Origin of the sequence: Spiroplasma endosymbiont of Polydrusus cervinus, assembly GCF_964019755.1 — a bacterium.
In the GTDB taxonomy this organism is placed as follows: domain Bacteria; phylum Bacillota_I; class Bacilli_A; order Mycoplasmatales; family Mycoplasmataceae; genus Spiroplasma.
The window spans coordinates 1,069,924-1,087,880 of sequence record NZ_OZ026469.1 but is presented as its reverse complement, the minus strand read 5'-3'; the positions used below and the strand labels follow the sequence as shown (position 1 = coordinate 1,087,880).

The 17,957-nt window shown below is 23.9% G+C and carries 18 protein-coding genes and 4 pseudogenes; 5 read left to right on the top strand and 17 right to left on the bottom strand.

Going from position 1 to position 17,957, the window contains the following annotated elements; translation table 4 throughout:
* Positions 1–83 precede the first annotated feature (83 nt).
* Together AACK78_RS07790 and AACK78_RS06860 are read left to right on the top strand one after the other, a co-directional pair.
* A pseudogene (locus AACK78_RS07790) lies at positions 84–333 on the top strand (IS30 family transposase); the annotation flags it as partial.
* 337 nt (positions 334–670) lie between these two features.
* A complete protein-coding gene (locus AACK78_RS06860) occupies positions 671–1,159 on the top strand; it encodes a hypothetical protein (protein WP_338955324.1) in 489 nt (162 codons plus the stop codon).
* A 234-nt stretch (positions 1,160–1,393) separates the two neighbouring features.
* Here AACK78_RS06860 and AACK78_RS06855 read toward each other — a convergent pair whose 3' ends face one another.
* The 9 genes from AACK78_RS06855 to AACK78_RS06815 form a co-directional block, all read right to left on the bottom strand.
* A complete protein-coding gene (locus AACK78_RS06855; RefSeq protein WP_338955322.1) occupies positions 1,394–2,902 on the bottom strand; it encodes a hypothetical protein in 1,509 nt (502 codons plus the stop codon).
* Positions 2,880–3,776, bottom strand: a complete 897-nt coding sequence (locus AACK78_RS06850) for a phage distal tail protein domain-containing protein (protein ID WP_338955320.1) — start codon at positions 3,774–3,776, stop codon at positions 2,880–2,882. Before AACK78_RS06850 ends, AACK78_RS06855 begins: the two co-directional genes overlap by 23 nt.
* A gap of 6 nt (positions 3,777–3,782) precedes the next feature.
* On the bottom strand, positions 3,783–4,154 hold the full coding sequence (locus tag AACK78_RS06845; RefSeq protein WP_338955318.1) for a hypothetical protein: 372 nt from the start codon (positions 4,152–4,154) through the stop codon (positions 3,783–3,785).
* Between the two features lie 116 nt (positions 4,155–4,270).
* A complete protein-coding gene (locus tag AACK78_RS06840) occupies positions 4,271–4,582 on the bottom strand; it encodes a hypothetical protein (RefSeq protein WP_338955316.1) in 312 nt (103 codons plus the stop codon).
* 201 nt (positions 4,583–4,783) lie between these two features.
* Complete coding sequence (locus tag AACK78_RS06835; RefSeq protein WP_338955314.1) at positions 4,784–4,930, bottom strand: hypothetical protein; 147 nt, start codon at positions 4,928–4,930, stop codon at positions 4,784–4,786.
* A 366-nt stretch (positions 4,931–5,296) separates the two neighbouring features.
* Positions 5,297–5,692, bottom strand: coding sequence for a hypothetical protein (locus tag AACK78_RS06830; protein WP_338955312.1), 396 nt, complete (start codon positions 5,690–5,692; stop codon positions 5,297–5,299).
* 212 nt (positions 5,693–5,904) lie between these two features.
* The gene (locus AACK78_RS06825) at positions 5,905–6,108 is read right to left on the bottom strand and encodes a hypothetical protein (RefSeq protein WP_338955310.1); all 204 of its coding nucleotides are present in this window, start codon (positions 6,106–6,108) and stop codon (positions 5,905–5,907) included.
* A gap of 801 nt (positions 6,109–6,909) precedes the next feature.
* Positions 6,910–7,428 carry a DDE-type integrase/transposase/recombinase gene (locus AACK78_RS06820; RefSeq protein ID WP_338955308.1) on the bottom strand — a complete coding sequence of 173 codons (519 nt, stop codon included), beginning with the start codon at positions 7,426–7,428 and terminating at the stop codon, positions 6,910–6,912.
* A 78-nt stretch (positions 7,429–7,506) separates the two neighbouring features.
* Complete coding sequence (locus AACK78_RS06815) at positions 7,507–7,995, bottom strand: hypothetical protein (RefSeq protein ID WP_338955306.1); 489 nt, start codon at positions 7,993–7,995, stop codon at positions 7,507–7,509.
* A gap of 223 nt (positions 7,996–8,218) precedes the next feature.
* Here AACK78_RS06815 and AACK78_RS06810 point away from each other — a divergent pair, with 223 nt between their 5' ends.
* Together AACK78_RS06810 and AACK78_RS06805 are read left to right on the top strand one after the other, a co-directional pair.
* Positions 8,219–10,549 carry a ribosome-inactivating family protein gene (locus AACK78_RS06810; RefSeq protein WP_338955305.1) on the top strand — a complete coding sequence of 777 codons (2,331 nt, stop codon included), beginning with the start codon at positions 8,219–8,221 and terminating at the stop codon, positions 10,547–10,549.
* A gap of 20 nt (positions 10,550–10,569) precedes the next feature.
* Entirely contained in the window at positions 10,570–11,010 is a 441-nt protein-coding gene (locus AACK78_RS06805; RefSeq protein WP_338955302.1) for a lipoprotein, read from the top strand.
* A 25-nt stretch (positions 11,011–11,035) separates the two neighbouring features.
* Here AACK78_RS06805 and AACK78_RS07785 read toward each other — a convergent pair.
* From AACK78_RS07785 to AACK78_RS06795, 4 genes and pseudogenes are all read right to left on the bottom strand, one after another.
* A pseudogene (locus AACK78_RS07785) lies at positions 11,036–12,049 on the bottom strand (spiroplasma phage ORF1-like family protein); the annotation flags it as partial.
* Positions 12,050–12,085: 36 nt separating this feature from the next.
* Complete coding sequence (locus AACK78_RS07780; RefSeq protein WP_422396865.1) at positions 12,086–12,682, bottom strand: DDE-type integrase/transposase/recombinase; 597 nt, start codon at positions 12,680–12,682, stop codon at positions 12,086–12,088.
* 21 nt (positions 12,683–12,703) lie between these two features.
* Positions 12,704–12,769, bottom strand: a pseudogene (locus AACK78_RS07775) (hypothetical protein); the annotation flags it as partial.
* 173 nt (positions 12,770–12,942) lie between these two features.
* Positions 12,943–13,206: a transposase family protein gene (locus AACK78_RS06795; protein ID WP_338955299.1), complete on the bottom strand. Its 264-nt coding sequence runs from the start codon at positions 13,204–13,206 to the stop codon at positions 12,943–12,945.
* A gap of 177 nt (positions 13,207–13,383) precedes the next feature.
* On the opposite strand from AACK78_RS06795, the pseudogene AACK78_RS06790 reads away from it, so the two are divergent.
* Positions 13,384–13,728 (top strand): annotated as a pseudogene (locus AACK78_RS06790) (IS3 family transposase); the annotation flags it as partial.
* A gap of 153 nt (positions 13,729–13,881) precedes the next feature.
* Here the strand turns inward: AACK78_RS06790 and rsmI are convergent.
* The 4 genes from rsmI to AACK78_RS06770 are packed head-to-tail and all read right to left on the bottom strand — an operon-like array spanning position 13,882 to position 17,932.
* Positions 13,882–14,766 carry a 16S rRNA (cytidine(1402)-2'-O)-methyltransferase gene (rsmI, locus tag AACK78_RS06785; RefSeq protein WP_338955297.1) on the bottom strand — a complete coding sequence of 295 codons (885 nt, stop codon included), beginning with the start codon at positions 14,764–14,766 and terminating at the stop codon, positions 13,882–13,884.
* Entirely contained in the window at positions 14,756–15,325 is a 570-nt protein-coding gene (gene pth / locus AACK78_RS06780) for an aminoacyl-tRNA hydrolase (protein WP_338955295.1), read from the bottom strand. The genes rsmI and pth overlap by 11 nt, the downstream gene beginning before the upstream one ends.
* A gap of 13 nt (positions 15,326–15,338) precedes the next feature.
* Complete coding sequence (purB, locus tag AACK78_RS06775; RefSeq protein WP_338955292.1) at positions 15,339–16,631, bottom strand: adenylosuccinate lyase; 1,293 nt, start codon at positions 16,629–16,631, stop codon at positions 15,339–15,341.
* Entirely contained in the window at positions 16,631–17,932 is a 1,302-nt protein-coding gene (locus AACK78_RS06770) for an adenylosuccinate synthase (protein WP_338955291.1), read from the bottom strand. Before AACK78_RS06770 ends, purB begins: the two co-directional genes overlap by 1 nt.
* Positions 17,933–17,957: the final 25 nt, after the last annotated feature.

Below are 17,957 nucleotides of genomic sequence, written 5' to 3'. Positions count from 1 at the left end.
TATTCACTGTAAATTGTAAATACCAAATCATAAAAAGTTAACTATTAATTTAGTTAACTTTTTATGATTTGGTATTTACAATTTACAGATGAAAAACAATAGAAAAACACTTTAAAATAAGAGTTTATTTTTGTGATCTTGGTAAACTTTGCCAGAAAGCATTAGTAGAAAGAATAAATAGAGATATAAGGCGTTGATTTGGGTTAAAATGAGCCATTAATTAATATTCGTAGTAGATTAAAATCTATTTTAGATATATTAAATACCACAATTAGACCTTGCTTGGAAAATTTTACATCAAGACAATATTTTAAAAAAATTTTTTTAAATTAAATTAGTGTTTGTTAAGATTAGTAAAATTTATTTTTTGTTGTGTTTAATTTTATAATTTTAAAAATAAATATTAAAAACAATATTTTTAATTTAATATTTTTTGTGATTATTTTTTTTATTTTTAATTTGTTATAAGTTTATTAATTTTTTATGATTTATGGATAGGTTACAATAAGTTGGACCATATTTATGTGGACTTTCAAATAAAATATAGTTATGAAGAAAATGGAAATATAAAAATGGGAAGAAATTCACATACCGATGAATTTAAAAAAAACAAATTGTTTTACTTTATCAAAATGGTAAAACCATTCTTGAAATTTTTAAGGAATATGAGTTGTTAAAATCAGCCGTATATCAGTGAATTGAAAAATTTAATAATTCTGGATCTTTTAAAGTAAAAGATAACCGCACTGTTGAAGAAACTGAACTAGATTGCCTTGCGGAAAGAATTAATCCAATTACGAATGGAAAACGACATTTTAAATCAAGCGGCACTGATAATTGGCAAAAAATAGAAATTATTAACAATAATAAAGAAAAATATTCCGTGCGAAAAATTCGCCAAATTATGATTAAAAATCAGTTAATATTTAAATACACCAAATTAAAATATCACAATCATAAGTCAGTGATTAATAACGACGAAATTAGCAACGTTTTAAACCGTGAATTTAATAATAAACAACCAAATGAAGTTGTTGTTAGTGATTTAACATATGTTCAATTTGGTGCTAAATGATATTATATTTGTTTATTAATTGACTTGCTTAATCGTGAAATAATTGGTTATAGTGCTGGAACAAATAAAAAAGCCCAAACTTAGACTCACTAGACTGCACCCTGTTTAGTAAGTATTAATAAAAAGGTTTACAAACTTTCATTTATTATATATTTTTCTTTTTGGTTTGAATATCATTTATTTCATTTTTTAACATCATTAATATATTCATTATGAGATTTATAATTTATGGTCGCATGGAAAAAGAAGGGTTTTATAAAAACAGGTAAAAAATGTCTTTATTTTATTGAACCAAATAACATTTAAAAACAAAAACCCTTATTTTTTACATACGACCAATATTTTTGTTTTTAACATATCAATAAAATTAATTCTTGCTTTTCCAAATACTAAATGAATGGTATTTTTGTTATTTTCATATTGAATTGCGGATAATATTGTTTCATATTCTTTGTTATTAAAATATAGAATAAATTTATTGCCTAATTTTATTTTGTTTAAATCTAAAATATTTGTATTTTTATTAATATCAAATTCTATTGCATGTGAATATTTGCTTTGTTGTAGTTCTTGTTTAGCATAATCAAATATATTAATTTTTTTATCTAATTTAGCAGTTTTATTTATAATGGGTAAAATTCTATTTTTAATATCTTTTTTATTTTTAATATTTTCAATATATTTTTTAACATCTGCTAAATTTTCTAATTCTATTTGCGATTCTGTTGTAAATTTTTCTAATTCTAAAAATTCATTTCAATTAAAAATATTATATTTTGCTATTTCATTTAAATTATTTTCATTATTTGGAAAAGCAAAAATTATTTTATTAGATTGTTTTAGAAAATTAACAACTGCAATATTTGAATATGATTTTTCATCTTCAATATTATTTTTATATAAATATCATATATTATTTTCAATTAATTGCAAATATGTAGTTCTATCTCTTCCGAATGTTTTTGTACCGATAGGAATATTTTTAATTAAATCTAATGTTATTTTTTTACTTTCAACTGTAATTTTTATTGTTTCTGCAGAAATTTTATTATTTCAGATATTTAAAATATTATCTAATGCTTTATTATTAATAATTTCATTATTTTTAAGTAAATATCAATTTTCTTTAAAGTTATTATTTTCATCATAAATATCTAATTTATTAATTGCTTGTTTGTAAAAATCATCTATTTTTAAATTATAAATATCATTAATGTTATCTTTTAAATAATATTTTTCGTTATTTGGCGAATTATAAGTTATATTAATTTTTTTATTTTTGATGTCTAATTCAAAAGATAAATAATTTCTTGTTTGATCATAAATAATTTTATAAAAATCAAAAAAACTTAATTCTGATTGATTACCTTGTATAAATGTATATTTGCTATTATCTGATTTATTAGTTCATATTAAGTTATTTTTTAAAAATTCCTTTAAAAAACTGTCTCGATTAAAATAGTGATCAGAAATTGTATATAAATAATTTCAAGCAAGTTCATTTATACTATTTTTAACTAATATTTTAAAATCAAATATTTCAATTATTGGTTTACAATTAATTATGCAAGATTTGTTTTCTTCAATATTTTCGATATTTGTTATTGTTCCTAAATATATTTTTTGATTAACATTATTAGTTATATAAACATAATCACCAATAACGGCGTTTATATTATTTTTACTTAATATAAATTTTGAAACTTGTAAAACATAAATATCTTCATAAATATTATATTTTTCAACAATACTATTGTCTTTAAAATGTAAATCAATTTGTGAAAAAATATTAATATTAAAATAATTAGACTGATAAATATTCTTCATAGTATTTTATTTCTAAACTCCCTGCTAATTTTGATGTTGGTAAATCATTAAAGTATTTAATTTTATATTCTCCTATTGGTATTGTAAAAAATGTATTTAAATTAAAGTCTTGTTTTTCGTAAATATTAATTTCTTGTTTAATTTTGTTGTTTTTATCTTTAATAATTTTTATAATTTTTTGATTTTCGATAGTTGTATTAATAATAATTGCTTCATTTTCCTTGATTGTTTCATAAATTTTACATTCGCTAATTTCTTTATTATCTTTAAGAAGTTTTATGTGTGGATTTATTGATGCACCATTTATAATTATTTCGCCTTTTGCTGGTAAATCACTATTATTTTTAATTTTCTTTGTTTGATCATAAATACTTGTATATTTAAATGCTCCAAATTTATAATTATATTTTTTTCCGCCGCTTGTATTAATAATTAATTCCCACTTAATTTGAATTTTTTTTCAATTAGAAACTTGTTCTAAAATAAAATCAACTTCTAAATTATTGAATTGGTTTAATTCATTTTTACCAATATTTTTAATATATACATCACAATAATATTCATTATAGTTATTATTATATGTAACACCATAAATTAATTTTAATGATTCAGAGTTAGCGAGTTCATATTTTATTTTTTCAATAAAATCACGATATTTTTGATATGCGTTAGGGTTTATAAATAATAATTTTAAGGATAATTCATTTAATATTTTTTTATTTGACTCTAAAATAAAGTTATTTTTAACATTTAAAAAAGAATTATTAAAACCAATACTAATATTATTAAAAGAAGCGGTTAATATGTCACTAGTATTTTGTAAATCAATAATTTCATTATTACTTGTTTTTATTTTAAATGTTCTAACTATCATAAAATTTTAACTCCTATTTATTTTATTTCCCATTTGTATAAGAATTTGATTTGTTGCTTCTTCAATATCGATATTATTTGAAATATTAAAATTATTATTAAATGTATTACTATTATTTATATTTTTTGTATTAAGAGTTGATTGTTGTAATGCTGGTTTTTGAATTTCTGATAATGATGGAATTTGAATATTTACTAATCCAAATGTTAAATATTTTAGTCCTGTTAATACTTTATTTATTAGTCATATAATAATATTTAAAATTTTAATTAAAAAATTAAATGGAGGTATTAAAAAAGTTATAATTGCTTTTCCAATCTTAGCAAAAATAGATGCTAATCCATTAAATATTGTAAAAATTGGTTTTAAAATTGGCATTAATGCTTGAAATAAATTTTTAAGTAATTCAATAACTGGAATTAATAATTGTTTACAAATATTTCCTAATTCTTTTAATAACTCTTTAAAATCTCCATTTTGGGCTAATAAGGGTACTAATAAAGCACCAATAATATACTTATTCCTATTCCAATTGCACCCATTGAAGATGATAACTCTAAAAAAGCTGTTTTTAATAAATTAATGTTATTTATTAATAAACCACCAATAGATAATAATTTTCCAAATACTAATACAGTCGGCGCCATAACTGTTAATATACCTAAAATTTTAAATATTAATTCTTTTTGACTAATACTTAATGAATTAAAAGTATCGGTTATTTTTTTAATTGAAGGTATTAAATTATTATCAATAAAATTAACAAACTTTTTAAAAATAGGGAATAAACTTATTGATAATTCCATTTTTATTATTGATAGTTTTTGTGTTAATTCACTTCATTTATTACTTAATTCTGTCGATTTTTTAATATTTTCATTTGAAATTAATGTTAAATTTTCAAAATTATTAGTTAGATTTTTTATTTCCTCATTACTTTTTAATAATAACGGAGCAATTTTACTACCTAATTCATAACCAAAAATTTTAAAAATGAAGTTATTTTTTTATGTTTCATTTGTTATTTTAGATAGTGCATTTTTTGTTTCTAAAAAAATAGTTTCAGTATTTTTTAATTCCCCACTAGTATTTTTAATATTAATTCCTAATTGTTGAAATGCATCAGCACTTTCATTAATAATGCCTTGTGACAATTCATAGGTTGTTTTATTTAGTTTTTGAAATAAAATTTCAATATTTTCAGTTTCTAAACCAATCTTTTTAGCAATAAATCTAAATTTTTGTAAATTATCAGTTGAAATATTAATTTTTTGTGCTGTTTTATTTAATTCTTCACCAAATAAAATCGTATCTTTTGTTATTTTTCCTAAAATAGCCTTAATACCAATTAACGGTATTGTAATATAAGCACTTAATTTTTTACCTATATCTGATAATTTGTTTCCAAATTTAATAAATTTATCGCCACTTATTTTAGATAGTTGTTTGTTAGTTTCTTTTAAGTCGCTATTAAACTTAATTATATTACGATCAATTCTATCGATAGTTAAATTTGTAAATTAAATTTCCCTTGGTATTGTATTAAATTTCTTTTGTAATTGAGACAATTCAACATTTAATTTTTTAATTTGTTTTTCATCTGTTGCATTTTTAATTGCTATTTCAGTTTTTTTAATTTGATTTAAATATTCTTTTTTATTTTTTTGTAATTCATTTACTTTATTAATTAATTGTTGTTTTTGTTTTGTTGTATTTTCAATATTTTTGTTATATTCAACAATTTTATTTCTTAAAATATCAATTTCTTTACCATTTTTAAATTTTAAATTAGCATCAAGATTAGCAAGTTTTCGATTTGAAAGATTAACAGTATCGGTTAATTTTTTGACTTCTGTATTTATATTTGATAAATTTGTACTAATTTCAAGATGCATTCCTTTGATTTGTTCTGCCATTAAATTTTAACCTCCAAAAAATATTTTATTTATTTTTTCTTGTGTTGGTTTTTTAGAAAAATTATTAACATCTTTATATCTTTCTGAATGTAAAGCGATAATATTTAAAAATTGTTTTAAGGTAAATAATTTTAAATCACTAACTAAATAACCACATTCTTTAATTAAACAAATAAAAGTATGAGTTCAATTTTTATTTAAATTTTGATTAACTAATTTTTTTCATTAATATTATTATTTGAAATAAATACCTCTGCTATTAAATTATTTAATTTTGTTACAAATGCTTCATTCATAATTTCTGATAATGGGATACTTTGGAAAAATTCTTTATAATCTAAATTATTATCATAATTATATGCAAAAGAAAATAACATATCTAGTAATTGTTTATATGAAAATTTTTCATTCTTCATTTTTTCAAAATCAGTAATTAAATCACTACCAGTTAATTGTTCATAAATTACTAAAAAATAAGCACTTGTATTAATATTTATATCAACATTCCCAACTTTAATTTTTTGTTCATATTTAACTCCTTTAAATTCTTAAATATTTTTTAAGAATTTTTAATTACAACATCAATCGGATTTGTTTGACCAATAGCGTTATTTTTACCTTCAATTTGAACTTCTACAGTTTTATCATTTGTAATATTAATTGGTCAGTCTTCACCTTTACTTTCAATAAAGTAATCAAAATCACTCTCGGTTAAAGAACTATTTACTGCTTTTAAAACAACAGCTTTAAATTGTGGTTTTAACTTTTCTGGTGTTGTACTTGCTGCGTTTGTAACATGAATGATTGGTTTCTCTATTTTATTAATTTTACTAATATTGATTTTAATTATTTCAGAATGTATTTCACTATTTTCTTTATATACTTCATTAAATCAACTATTAAAAATATTTTTATTAGTATTTTCACTAATATAACTTTTAATAATATTATCTTATGCTCTGGGCAAGGAATTAAATTCAAATGAATAAGTATCTGCTTCAACATTTTCATTTTTTGTATTGTGTGTTTCATTAGACCTTTTTAAATTAACTTGTAGTATACCACACACATTTTGGAGATTGCAAGAAAAAAATAAAAAATAATAAAATATATAATTTAAAATATAAAAACATCATTAAAAATGATACATATATAAATAAAAATTCTAAAATTGACACACTAAAAAATAGTTTAAATAAAACTTTATAAACTTTAAATTATTTAGTTAAATTATTTAAAAATTCAAATGGTGTCTGAAATTTTAAAGATTTATGTGCTCTTTCAAAATTATAAAAGTAATAGTAATCATTTAGTTTATTTTGTAAACCAACTGCATCCAATATTTTTTCATTAAATACAAATAACTTAGTATAATTTTGATGAAATCTTTCAATTTTACCGTTTGACTGCGGAGAACGAACGGGTGTTGTTTGATGTAAAATATTTTTATCTGTTAAAAATTGAGTAAAATTATTTTCTTTAACAGTAATTTTTTGATTATTCCGATGACTATTAATAAATTCAGAACCGTTATCAGTTCTAATTCGTGTTATTTTAATACCAAATATTTTTTTAAAATCACGGATTGCTCTTTTAACAGCATCAATAGCATTTTCAGTGCATAATTTATCATAAATATAACCGAATACTCCTCTGATTCTTTCATCAATAAAATCATAAACATAATACTTTTTATCAACTGGAAATTTACTTGGCATAAAATATTTAGCATCCATTTGTAATAATCCTAATTCTTTAACTTCATATCTTGGGTGTTGTCTTTTAATTTCTTTAATTTTATTTTTTATTTTTAATTAACGTTTATCTTTTTTAAGTCAACGAAAAAATGTTTTTAAATTTTTTGGTGCTTTACTTTTTAATTCTTCGCCGTGAATTCCTTTTTTTAAATTATAAAACAAAGATAAAACACCGCCAGCGTGTTTATTACAATACTCAAAATATAAATCACAGATATTTTTTCGAGTATCTTCACCATATTGATAATTAATATTATTAGGAACTGTTGATTTTAATAATAAATCTTCAAAATTATTATTTGCATATGCAAGTAAAATTTTATTTGCTCAATAATAAAAAGTTGAAAATTTATTTTTAAAATATTTTTTAATTAAATCTTTTAATAACAACTTAGTTTCAAGAAAAAACTCCTTACATAAATTAATATATGCAAATATTTTCTTTTTTATTCTTTTATAATATTTATTTTGACAATTTTTACTTAAAAAATCTTGCAATTTTGCTTGTAAATCACTTAAATTAGAATCATTAATAATATATTTCATTAATTCACCTCATTTTTTAAAAAAAATAATATAGTATAGTTATATCATTTAAAATAATTTTTATAAAACTTCAAACTTTTTTAAACAATCATAATCATAAGTAAGTATCGTTTCTAAAATATATTTAAAAATGCTTGTATATATATACATATATATATATATATATATAATGTCAATAGATCTTGATAAAAAGTTTCAAGATAAAAAAGGGAAAATACAAATAATGAAAAAATTTTTAAATTTATTAAGTATATTAACAATTAATGGAACTGTAATACAAACAACAATTGCTACAAGTACATATGAAAAGCAAGAAAATAATTTAGAAAATTTAATCAGAAATAAAAGAGAAAACAATAATTTATTTAATGTTAATTTAGAAGATATAAGAATTAACATAAATAATCCTAATTCTTTTAAAAATTGACATAATAAAGTTTTTCGTGCTTTAATACAAGCTGACATACTACGTGTTATATTTAATATAGAGAATGATCAGCCTAGTACAAGTACTGTTATAAATGATAATAGTGAGATTGTTGTCTTAAATAGATTTAAAGTTGAAGATAATACTACACCCAAAATGGGAGATAGATTTAAAGGTTCAGTAAGAGGTAAACCAAGATATAAGTTTGTAGGCACACCCTACGACGGTTTTACTGTTCCTGTTATTATTGAGGAAAATTCACAATCTCAAATAATTGATTTAGTTTTTAGAACTAGGGATCTTTATTTGGAGGGGTTTGCTGTAAAAAATAAATATTATTATTTTTCAGAAGCTGATATAAGACATATAGATTCTATAGATAATATTAATATTAGTAGTTCCACTCCTTTGGAATTTAAAGCTGATTATAGAGATCTTTTTGTTGATGGAAACGGAAATGGAATTAATTTAAATATTAATTGAAGCACAATTGTTAATTCCTTTAAAACATTATCTAACTACCAAGGAGGAACTAATGGTGATATTAGGAATTCTTTAGGAGTAATTGCTGTAGTTGTTGCAGAAAATTGACGATTTAGAAAAATGAATGATTTAATTAACGAAAAAGTTATTAATTCTGATAATTTTATTACTTTTGGAATGAATAAAAATGATCCTAATAATCATTATCAAATTGCAATGAAGTGACCCGAGCAGGGAGTTAGTACTTTAAAACAAATAAATGACAATGACGTTAGAAATTACGGCGTGGGAATTCAAAGCTTACCCTATAGTCATTATTTTTATGAAAATAATCAACCACGAATAGATAATGCTCTTTGAGGTATAACACAATCAAAATTGGAAATGCAATATGAAAAATTACCTAGACAAAGCAGAAATAAATGAAAAATATGATTTATAAATAATGTTTTACCAAATATTCCAATAAATGTAATTACAGATCAAATTTATAATAGTCATACTATAAGAATCTTATTTTTAATAGCTGTTAATTACGCATTTAATTCATGCCATCATGGATCAAACCAAAAAAGAGATATAAATGATAATTTAAATCAAAAATTTTGTGATTTAGAATCAGATATTGCAAAAATTAAGGGAGATATAATTTCAGTCCAAATTTTAGATAAAAATACTAAGGTTGTAGATAGAGAGGTTGGAGATGCTTATATCAGAACCACTGAGGACTTGTATTTAATCCGTAATAAAAATGGGAATGTTTTAAAATTAGAAAAATTAATGGATTGTGATTATAGATTAATGAGTAGTATTACATTTCCATTACAAAATTATTGTTCAAATGAAAATATTAGAAGTATAAGAGAAGCAAGTGGGGTCACACAAAGTGGTAAAGTATATTGGGTTGGTTATAATCTTTTAGATAGAGATGCTTATTTGCTACCAAGTATTCCAGACAATGTTACTTCAATGGCTTTATTACATAAGGATAGTGCTGGTGAATTAAAAACAAACGCAGCTTATTTTGGAACAACAAATGGTGTTTATTATAGAAAAGGCAATGGTAGTGATGAAGTAAAAAAAGTATCTGGCCTAAATGAACCAATTCAATCAATCACTGTTGATAATGATGGTTCTGCCTGAGTTCTTACCGAAATTTTTAAAAATAAAAAACTAAGAGATAGTGATTTTAATGATAATGGTAGTTTAACTTGTTTACCAATTAGTGATGAAAATCCATATTATGATTCTAAAAATGATTTTTTTAAAATAATTTGAAATTATGGTCATAATGGACTCGTAGTTAAATTATCATTAAATACTTCTCGCGTTATTGAAAAAATTTTCTTTGAAAGAAGTACGTCTGATTTTAAATCATATTTATTTAAATTAATTTCAAAATTACCAATAAGATTTTCAGCCGAAAATATGGAGACGGGGTATATAAATTATATTGTAGATATTATTTACTCAGGATTTTTTGAATTTCATAACGAGGTGATTAACCTAGTTAAAAGTGGTAATCCTGACAATAAATCAATTTTTGTTGTAACACGAAATACTTATGGTTGATCAAATTTAAATTCTGATGAAAGACAAAAAGCCATTTACGCAGATACAACAGACTCTTATCATTTTGGTTAATATTTTATAGAATTAAAAATATGAAAAAAATATTAAGTCTTTTAGGAACAATCATTTTAACTGGAACAAGCACAACATCATTAATTAGTTGTGAAAAACCAAATAATAGTGAAAACGGGGAGGGCAATAAACCAGAACCATCATATAATCCACAACAACCACCAGAAAATAATAATTGAAAATTAGTTAATGATTATAATTCATTTGTTTTTAATATAGATAATAAATTTTATTTTTTTGTTTTTCAACCTTTCAATGGTAAACAATGAAAAATATTAAAATTTAAACATGATACAGATTTTGCTAAAGAAATAGATGGTATTCCTTTTATTCCTAGTGATATAAAAGTTTATGCTGAAGCAAGTAAATTAAAAGGTCTTTATCGTTGAGATGGTAATGGTGAACCACAAATACCAGCAATTAATAAAACCATTGGTGAAATTACAGATTGAAAAGGTTAAAAAGGAACTATTTTTAAGTTCCTTTTTAAATTAATCGCACAAATTTCATAAATATAATTAATAAAAATAAATTAGTTATTGTACTATACAATGCAGGACTAAATTTTCATACTTCAAATGTTTGACTAAAAAAACTATAAATTGTTTGAAAAATCTTACCAACACCACTCGCTAGTTCGTTTACTTGTTTAATACCAGGGATATTATTAACTATTCAAATTGCCGCATTTCTGATATGACACGCTAAATTATATCAACTACAACTTTCATATTGTGCTTGTCATCATTGACTATCAGGAAATAATCCACCGTTATTAATTTCTTGTCAGTTATAAATACCAAAATTAAAATCATAATAACGATACATATTATTATCTTTTTGTGCTTGTAATTCAAAAACATTATAACCGATTTTTTGTTCTTCCATTTTCTTATATTTTAAACCATACTTGTTTTTTAAAATTCCTTCAAAAACATAACCATCATTTTGATTAATATTATAATCATTTGCAACAGAAAAATCATAATTAAATACATCTCCATAATTAGTGTTATAAAATCGATTTTTATAAGCAGAATACATCTTAAAATCTAATGATTTATATTTATCAGAAAAATAAAAGTAACGAGGATAAATTTTAAAACCATTATTTGCTAATAAACCATATTTTTTATTATATCCTTGTGTATAAGTATTATTTTCTAAATCAAAAATTGTTCGTAAATAATCTTTATAAAAGTTTTGTGAAACTGTAAACATACTATTTAATAATTTTTCAAATCGATTTTTATTAATATTATTTTCATCAATTAAAACATCTCTAAAATTAACTAATTTTAAACCAAAAAAATTAATTAAAACAGTATCATATTGTAAATTATCAATATAACCACTTTCAATAAAATTACTACGATTTTGAAACACAGGTACCAAAGCATATGCAAAAAAGACTTTTAAAAATTTATTAATATCAATTTGACCTTTCATCTGTTCAAAAACTTCTTTACCAGTATTAGGAGTATTACCCTGATAATTATAGACTGCACCCTGTTTAGTAAGTATTAATAAAAAGGTTTACAAACTTTCATTTATTATATATTTTTCTTTTTGGTTTGAATATCATTTATTTCATTTTTTAACATCATTAATATATTCATTATGAGATTTATAATTTTTATTATGGATTGTTCCTTTTTTAAGTAATGAATGAAAACTCTCAATAATAATGTTGTCTGCACAATGATAATTTTTACCCATTGAAATTATAATTTTGTTATCTAAACATTTACTATTGTAATCTTTAGATGTATATTGATATCCGTGATCTGAATGAATTATTATTTTATTTAAATCTTTTTTTATTTTTTTAATTTTATTAATTGCATCATTTAAATTATCAATTACAAGTTTGTTATTATTAAATTTTGATCATTTTACATCAATAATTTCTTTAGTATATCCATCAAGCATTGTTGATTGATAATGTTTTTTACCATTTCAAATTAAATAAGTTACATCAGTAAATAAAATTGAAAATCTTTCTTTAATATCATTAAAATTACGATTTACTAAATCAGGATATTTAATTATATTTTTATTTCTATTTTGTTTTATTAATATTTTTCTACGCATACGCTTTACATATTCAGCTTGAATATTATTTTCTTTCATAATTCGCAATACTTTCTTAGCATTATAAACAATGCCATAATCTTCTTTTAAATATTTGGTAATTCGACGATAACCAAATTGTTTTAAATTTTCTTCATAGACTTTTACAATATTTTTTAATGATTCGCTATCCTTACCATTACTTGAATAATTTTTATATTTATCTCAATAACTACGCTTTAAATCTGTTATATCAAGTAATAAATTTAGTGGATATTTATTAATGTTTTCTTTGATAAAAGATACAATTTTTCTTTTATTTAATTGTAAAAGTCATGAAACTTTTTTAGTAATTTATACCTAACTTTGTAATAGTTTAAATCTCTTTTTTCAAATGATTCTTTTGGACCTTTATTGGTGTTTAAAATTCCTTTCTTAAAATTTTCATACCATGAAGCAACAGTTTTTTTATTAATTTGATATTTTTTTGCAATAAAACTTATACTATTATTTTTAACCTCTTGTACTATCATTTTTCGAAAATATGCTGTATATTTATTAAATTTTTGTCCTTTTCTTGCCATATAAAAATGCACCTCCTCTAAAGTTTAGCAAAGACTTTTTTTCTTTACTTACTTTTTTGGGTGCAGTCTAAAGTTTAGCAAAGACTTTTTTTCTTTACTTACTTTTTTGGGTGCAGTCTAAAGTTTAGCAAAGACTTTTTTTCTTTACTTACTTTTTTGGGTGCAGTCTACAGCTAACTAATGCAAAAAGCCTTTTATTCAATTACAAGACCATTAAGGCAAATTACGTTATTTCATACTGACTGGGGTAATGAATTTAAAAATAAAATCATTGATAATATTTTAAGTACTTTTAACATCAAACGATCATTAAGCAATAAAGGTTGTCCTTATGACAATGCTGTGGCTGAAACAACTTACAAAAGTTTTAAAACAGAATTTATCAAGGGGCAAAAATTTATAAATTTAACCTAATTAAAATACAAATTATTTGACTTTGTGGATTGATATAACAATATTCGAATTCACGGTAGTTTAAATTATTTAACACCTGTTGAATTTAGAAAACAACAGTCCATATAAAAAGTGTCCTAAAAAGGGTTTCCAATCCATTAGTTTTACAGTATACAATAATAAAATAAACTATAAAAATAAGTTAACAGCAATATAATTATTTCAAAACTAAAGAGAATGCTACAAAAAATTAAATGTTTAATGCATTCTGTTGGTGCCATCTTACTCCTTCTGTTGATGATACTTATTATATAAAATATTTTTACTAATTTTATATTTATTGGCAACCAAATCAATTGCTTGTTTAACCCGATAATTTTGTTTGGTAATTAATTGTTCAATTTCAGCAATTAAAATATCATCTGCAACTGCTACTTGTACGGGGGCAATAAAACCATCAACAACAATCACATATTCTCCAAAAGCAACATTTTCTTCTTGTTGTAAAAAAACAAGAACCTCGCTTAAAAGACCACGATATCATTGTTCATGAATTTTGGTAATTTCTTTCCCGACCGTAATTTGGCGATCGCCAAAAACAATTTTCATAAGAGTTAGCGTTACTAATAATCGGCGTGGTGCTTCATAAAAAATAACTGGATATGGGAATAACATTAATTCTTCTAACTCCTGAACTTTTTTTGTTTTTGCTTTATTTAAAAAACCAAAGAACAAAAAATGTTGGGGATTAAGACCTGAACTAACAATGGCATTTAGCGCCGCGTTCGCTCCACTAACCGGCACGACATCATAGGGATAATGCGTTAAAATATGTTGAACAGCATAGTATCCCGGATCACTAATCAACGGATAACCCGCATCACTAATAATTGCAATTGATAAATTTTGAGCTAAATCATCTAACATTTCGGTTAAACGATGCATTTCAGTTTCTTTATTTAAAGAAACTAATTTCTTTTTACAATCAAAATAATTCAATAGTTTAAGGGTATTACGGGTATCTTCACAATAAATTTTTTGAACATCATTTTTAATAACGGCAATTGCCCGCGGGGTCATTTCTTGTAAATTACCAATTGGCGTTGCAATTAAGTACAGTTTTGGATTATTATTTTTAAAGCTATATTGTTTAATTTTATTTACCATTATAAAGACTCTTTAGTTTATCAAAACTATTGTCTTTAACTAAGTACTGGACGAGAATTTGATAAACCCTTTCTAACAAATCATGTTCAAGAACCGTTAATTGGGCAGGAGGAAACTTCCCTAAAACCCAGTTCCGGGTTGGAATTTGGGCATCTTTCCCAATTCCTAAGCGAATCCGGTAAAAATTATCACTACCTAATTTTTGAATTAAATCTTTAATTCCATTATGTCCGGCACTTGAACCATTCTTTTTTAACTTAATAGCATTAAAAGGAAGATCCTTATCATCATAAATCACAATAATATCCTCATAAGATAATTTATAAAATTGTTTAATTTGACTAACCGCCACCCCACTTAAATTCATAAATGTTTGTGGTTGACAAAAAAAGACTTTTTCATTCTTAATTGTTGTCTCTCATAAAAAAACATTAAAAGAATTTTTCGGTTTTGTTAAATTAAATTTATGCACCAATTTATCAACTGCCAAAAAACCAATATTATGTCTTGTATAAGTATATTCCTTACCTGGATTACCCAAACCCACAATTAACTTCATACTTTCGCTCCTTTTACTTTAACACTCGTTGATAAATTTTTTCAACATTCCGTAAAAAATAATTGTTATTAAATAATTGCTCTAATTTTGGCAAGGGTAAATATTTTTCCACATTATTTTCAATTAAAACATCTTTAAAATCAGTTTGTTGTTGTTGCGTAATTAAAGTACATTTTTGAATAAAATCATAGACTTCTTCGCGAGAAGAATTTGTTGTTTGTAAAATATTTGTTAAAACAACCTGACTAAAATAAATTTTATTAACTTGTTGTAAATGTTCAATAATTTTATCAGGAATAACAACTAAATCATTAATAACTCCAATCATCCGTTTCAAGAGATAAACCACCAAGTGATATGTATCAGGAATAATAATTCGTTCATTACTACTATGGGAAATATCACGCTCATGTCATAATAAATTATTCTCAAAAGTAACATTCATATTACTACGAATCAAACGACCTAATCCAGCAATGTTTTCAGCACTAATCGGATTCTTTTTATGAGGCATTGATGATGACCCTTTTTGTTTTTTGCTAAATCCTTCGGCAATTTCGCTAACTTCTGAGCGCTGGAAATGCCGAAACTCAAGCGCCATTTTCTCTAGTAAACTTGAAATTTGTCCAAAACTAGTAAATAATGCGACATGATAATCTCGTGATGTTACTTGCGTTGTAATTGAATCAATCTTTAAACCTAATTGTTTTGCAACATATGCTTCTACTCCCACTTCAACATGGGAAAAATTACCAACAGACCCTGATATTTTCGCAACAGAAATCCCCGCGGCAGCTGCTTGAAACCGCGTCAGATTTCGTTCTAATTCCGCATACCAAAGTAAAAATTTCAATCCTAATGACGTTGGTTCAGCAAACATTCCGTGTGTACGCCCCATAATTAATTGATTTTTATAAGCCAAAGCTTTTTCTTTTAAAGCCGCTTTTAATTCTAATAAATATTTTTCAACAATTTGATTTGATTCTTTCATTAAATAATTTTGACTAGTATCAACAATATCAGTTGATGTTAAACCATAATGAATTCATTTTTTTTCTGGTCCTAACGTTTCGGATAACATTCGGGTAAAAGCAACAACATCATGTTTTGTTTCTGCTTCTAATTCAGCCATCCGGGGTAAATTTATTGTTAAATTAGCTTTAATTTTAGTAATATCAGTGCTTGGAATTAAGCCTACCTGCCCTCATCCTTCACAAACTAATAATTCTACTTTCGCTCAAATCTGATATTTATTCTCATCATTTCAAATTGCACCAATCTCTGGAACAAAATAACGCTCAATCATTAGAAAATCTCCTTATTCATTAAAATAGTTTGTTCACGATTAGGGCCAACAGAAAATAAGCTAATTGGAACCCCAATAATTTCTTCTAGTTTCATTAAATAGTGTTGCGCATTAGGGGGCAACTGTTCAAAGGTGGTAATATTACTAATATCTTCTTCTCAGCCAGGCATCGTAATTAAAATTGGTTTACACATTTCATATTCTTTAATCGTACTTGGAACATAATCAATTTTTTCACCGTGATATTCATAACCAACACAAATTTTTAATTCTTTAATTGTACTTAAAACATCTAACAACATAATTGCTATGCTAGTATAACCACTAATGCGTAATGAATGTTTCATTAAAATCCCGTCAAACCAACCAATTCGACGAGCTCGTCCCGAGATAGTTCCATATTCATGCCCGGTTTCACGAATATATGTTTCAACTTCCCCAAAAATTTCCGATGAAAAGGGTCCTGTTCCAACTCGGGTATTATATGCTTTAACAATTCCTAACACATTATTAATATAACGGGGGGCAATCCCAACTCCAACAGGAATTGAAGCCGCAGTTGGATTTGATGAAGTAACAAAAGGATAAGTTCCATGGTCTAAATCAAGCATTACCCCTTGGGCTCCTTCAAATAACACTTTTTGATGCGCATTAATTGCCTTATCAACTAAAATTGAAGTATCGGTTACTAAAGTTTTAATTTGTTGAAATAAGGCTAAATATTCTTTTCAAATTACTTTTGGATCGAAACCTTCACTATTAAAAACTTTTGTTAAAACTTCATTTTTAAATTTTAAATTATTTTCTAATTTACGTAAAAAGCCTTCCTCATCAAACAATTCTCCTAATCTAATCCCAATTCGTTCGGCTTTATCTTGATAACATGGCCCAATCCCTTTTTTAGTTGTCCCAATTGAATCTTTTTGCCGATATTCTTCTTGCAACTCATCAATTTTCATATGATATGGAAAAATTAAATGGGTCCGATCACTAATTCGTAAGTTTTTACAATCAAAACCATGTTCTTGCAAATAATTAATTTCACTAACTAATTTTCGTAAGTTAACAACACAGCCATTTCCAATAACATTAATTGATTTCCTATTAAAAATACCTGATGGCACAATACTTAACTTATATTTTACACCCGTAATAACAATTGTATGACCAGCATTGTCACCGCCAGCTCAACGAACAATCACATCAGCTTGTTGCGCAAAATAATCCGTAACTTTTCCTTTCCCTTCATCTCCTCATTGACTACCAACAACTGCTAGTGTTAAATAATTTATCCCACTCATAACTTATCTCCAATCTTTCTACGGT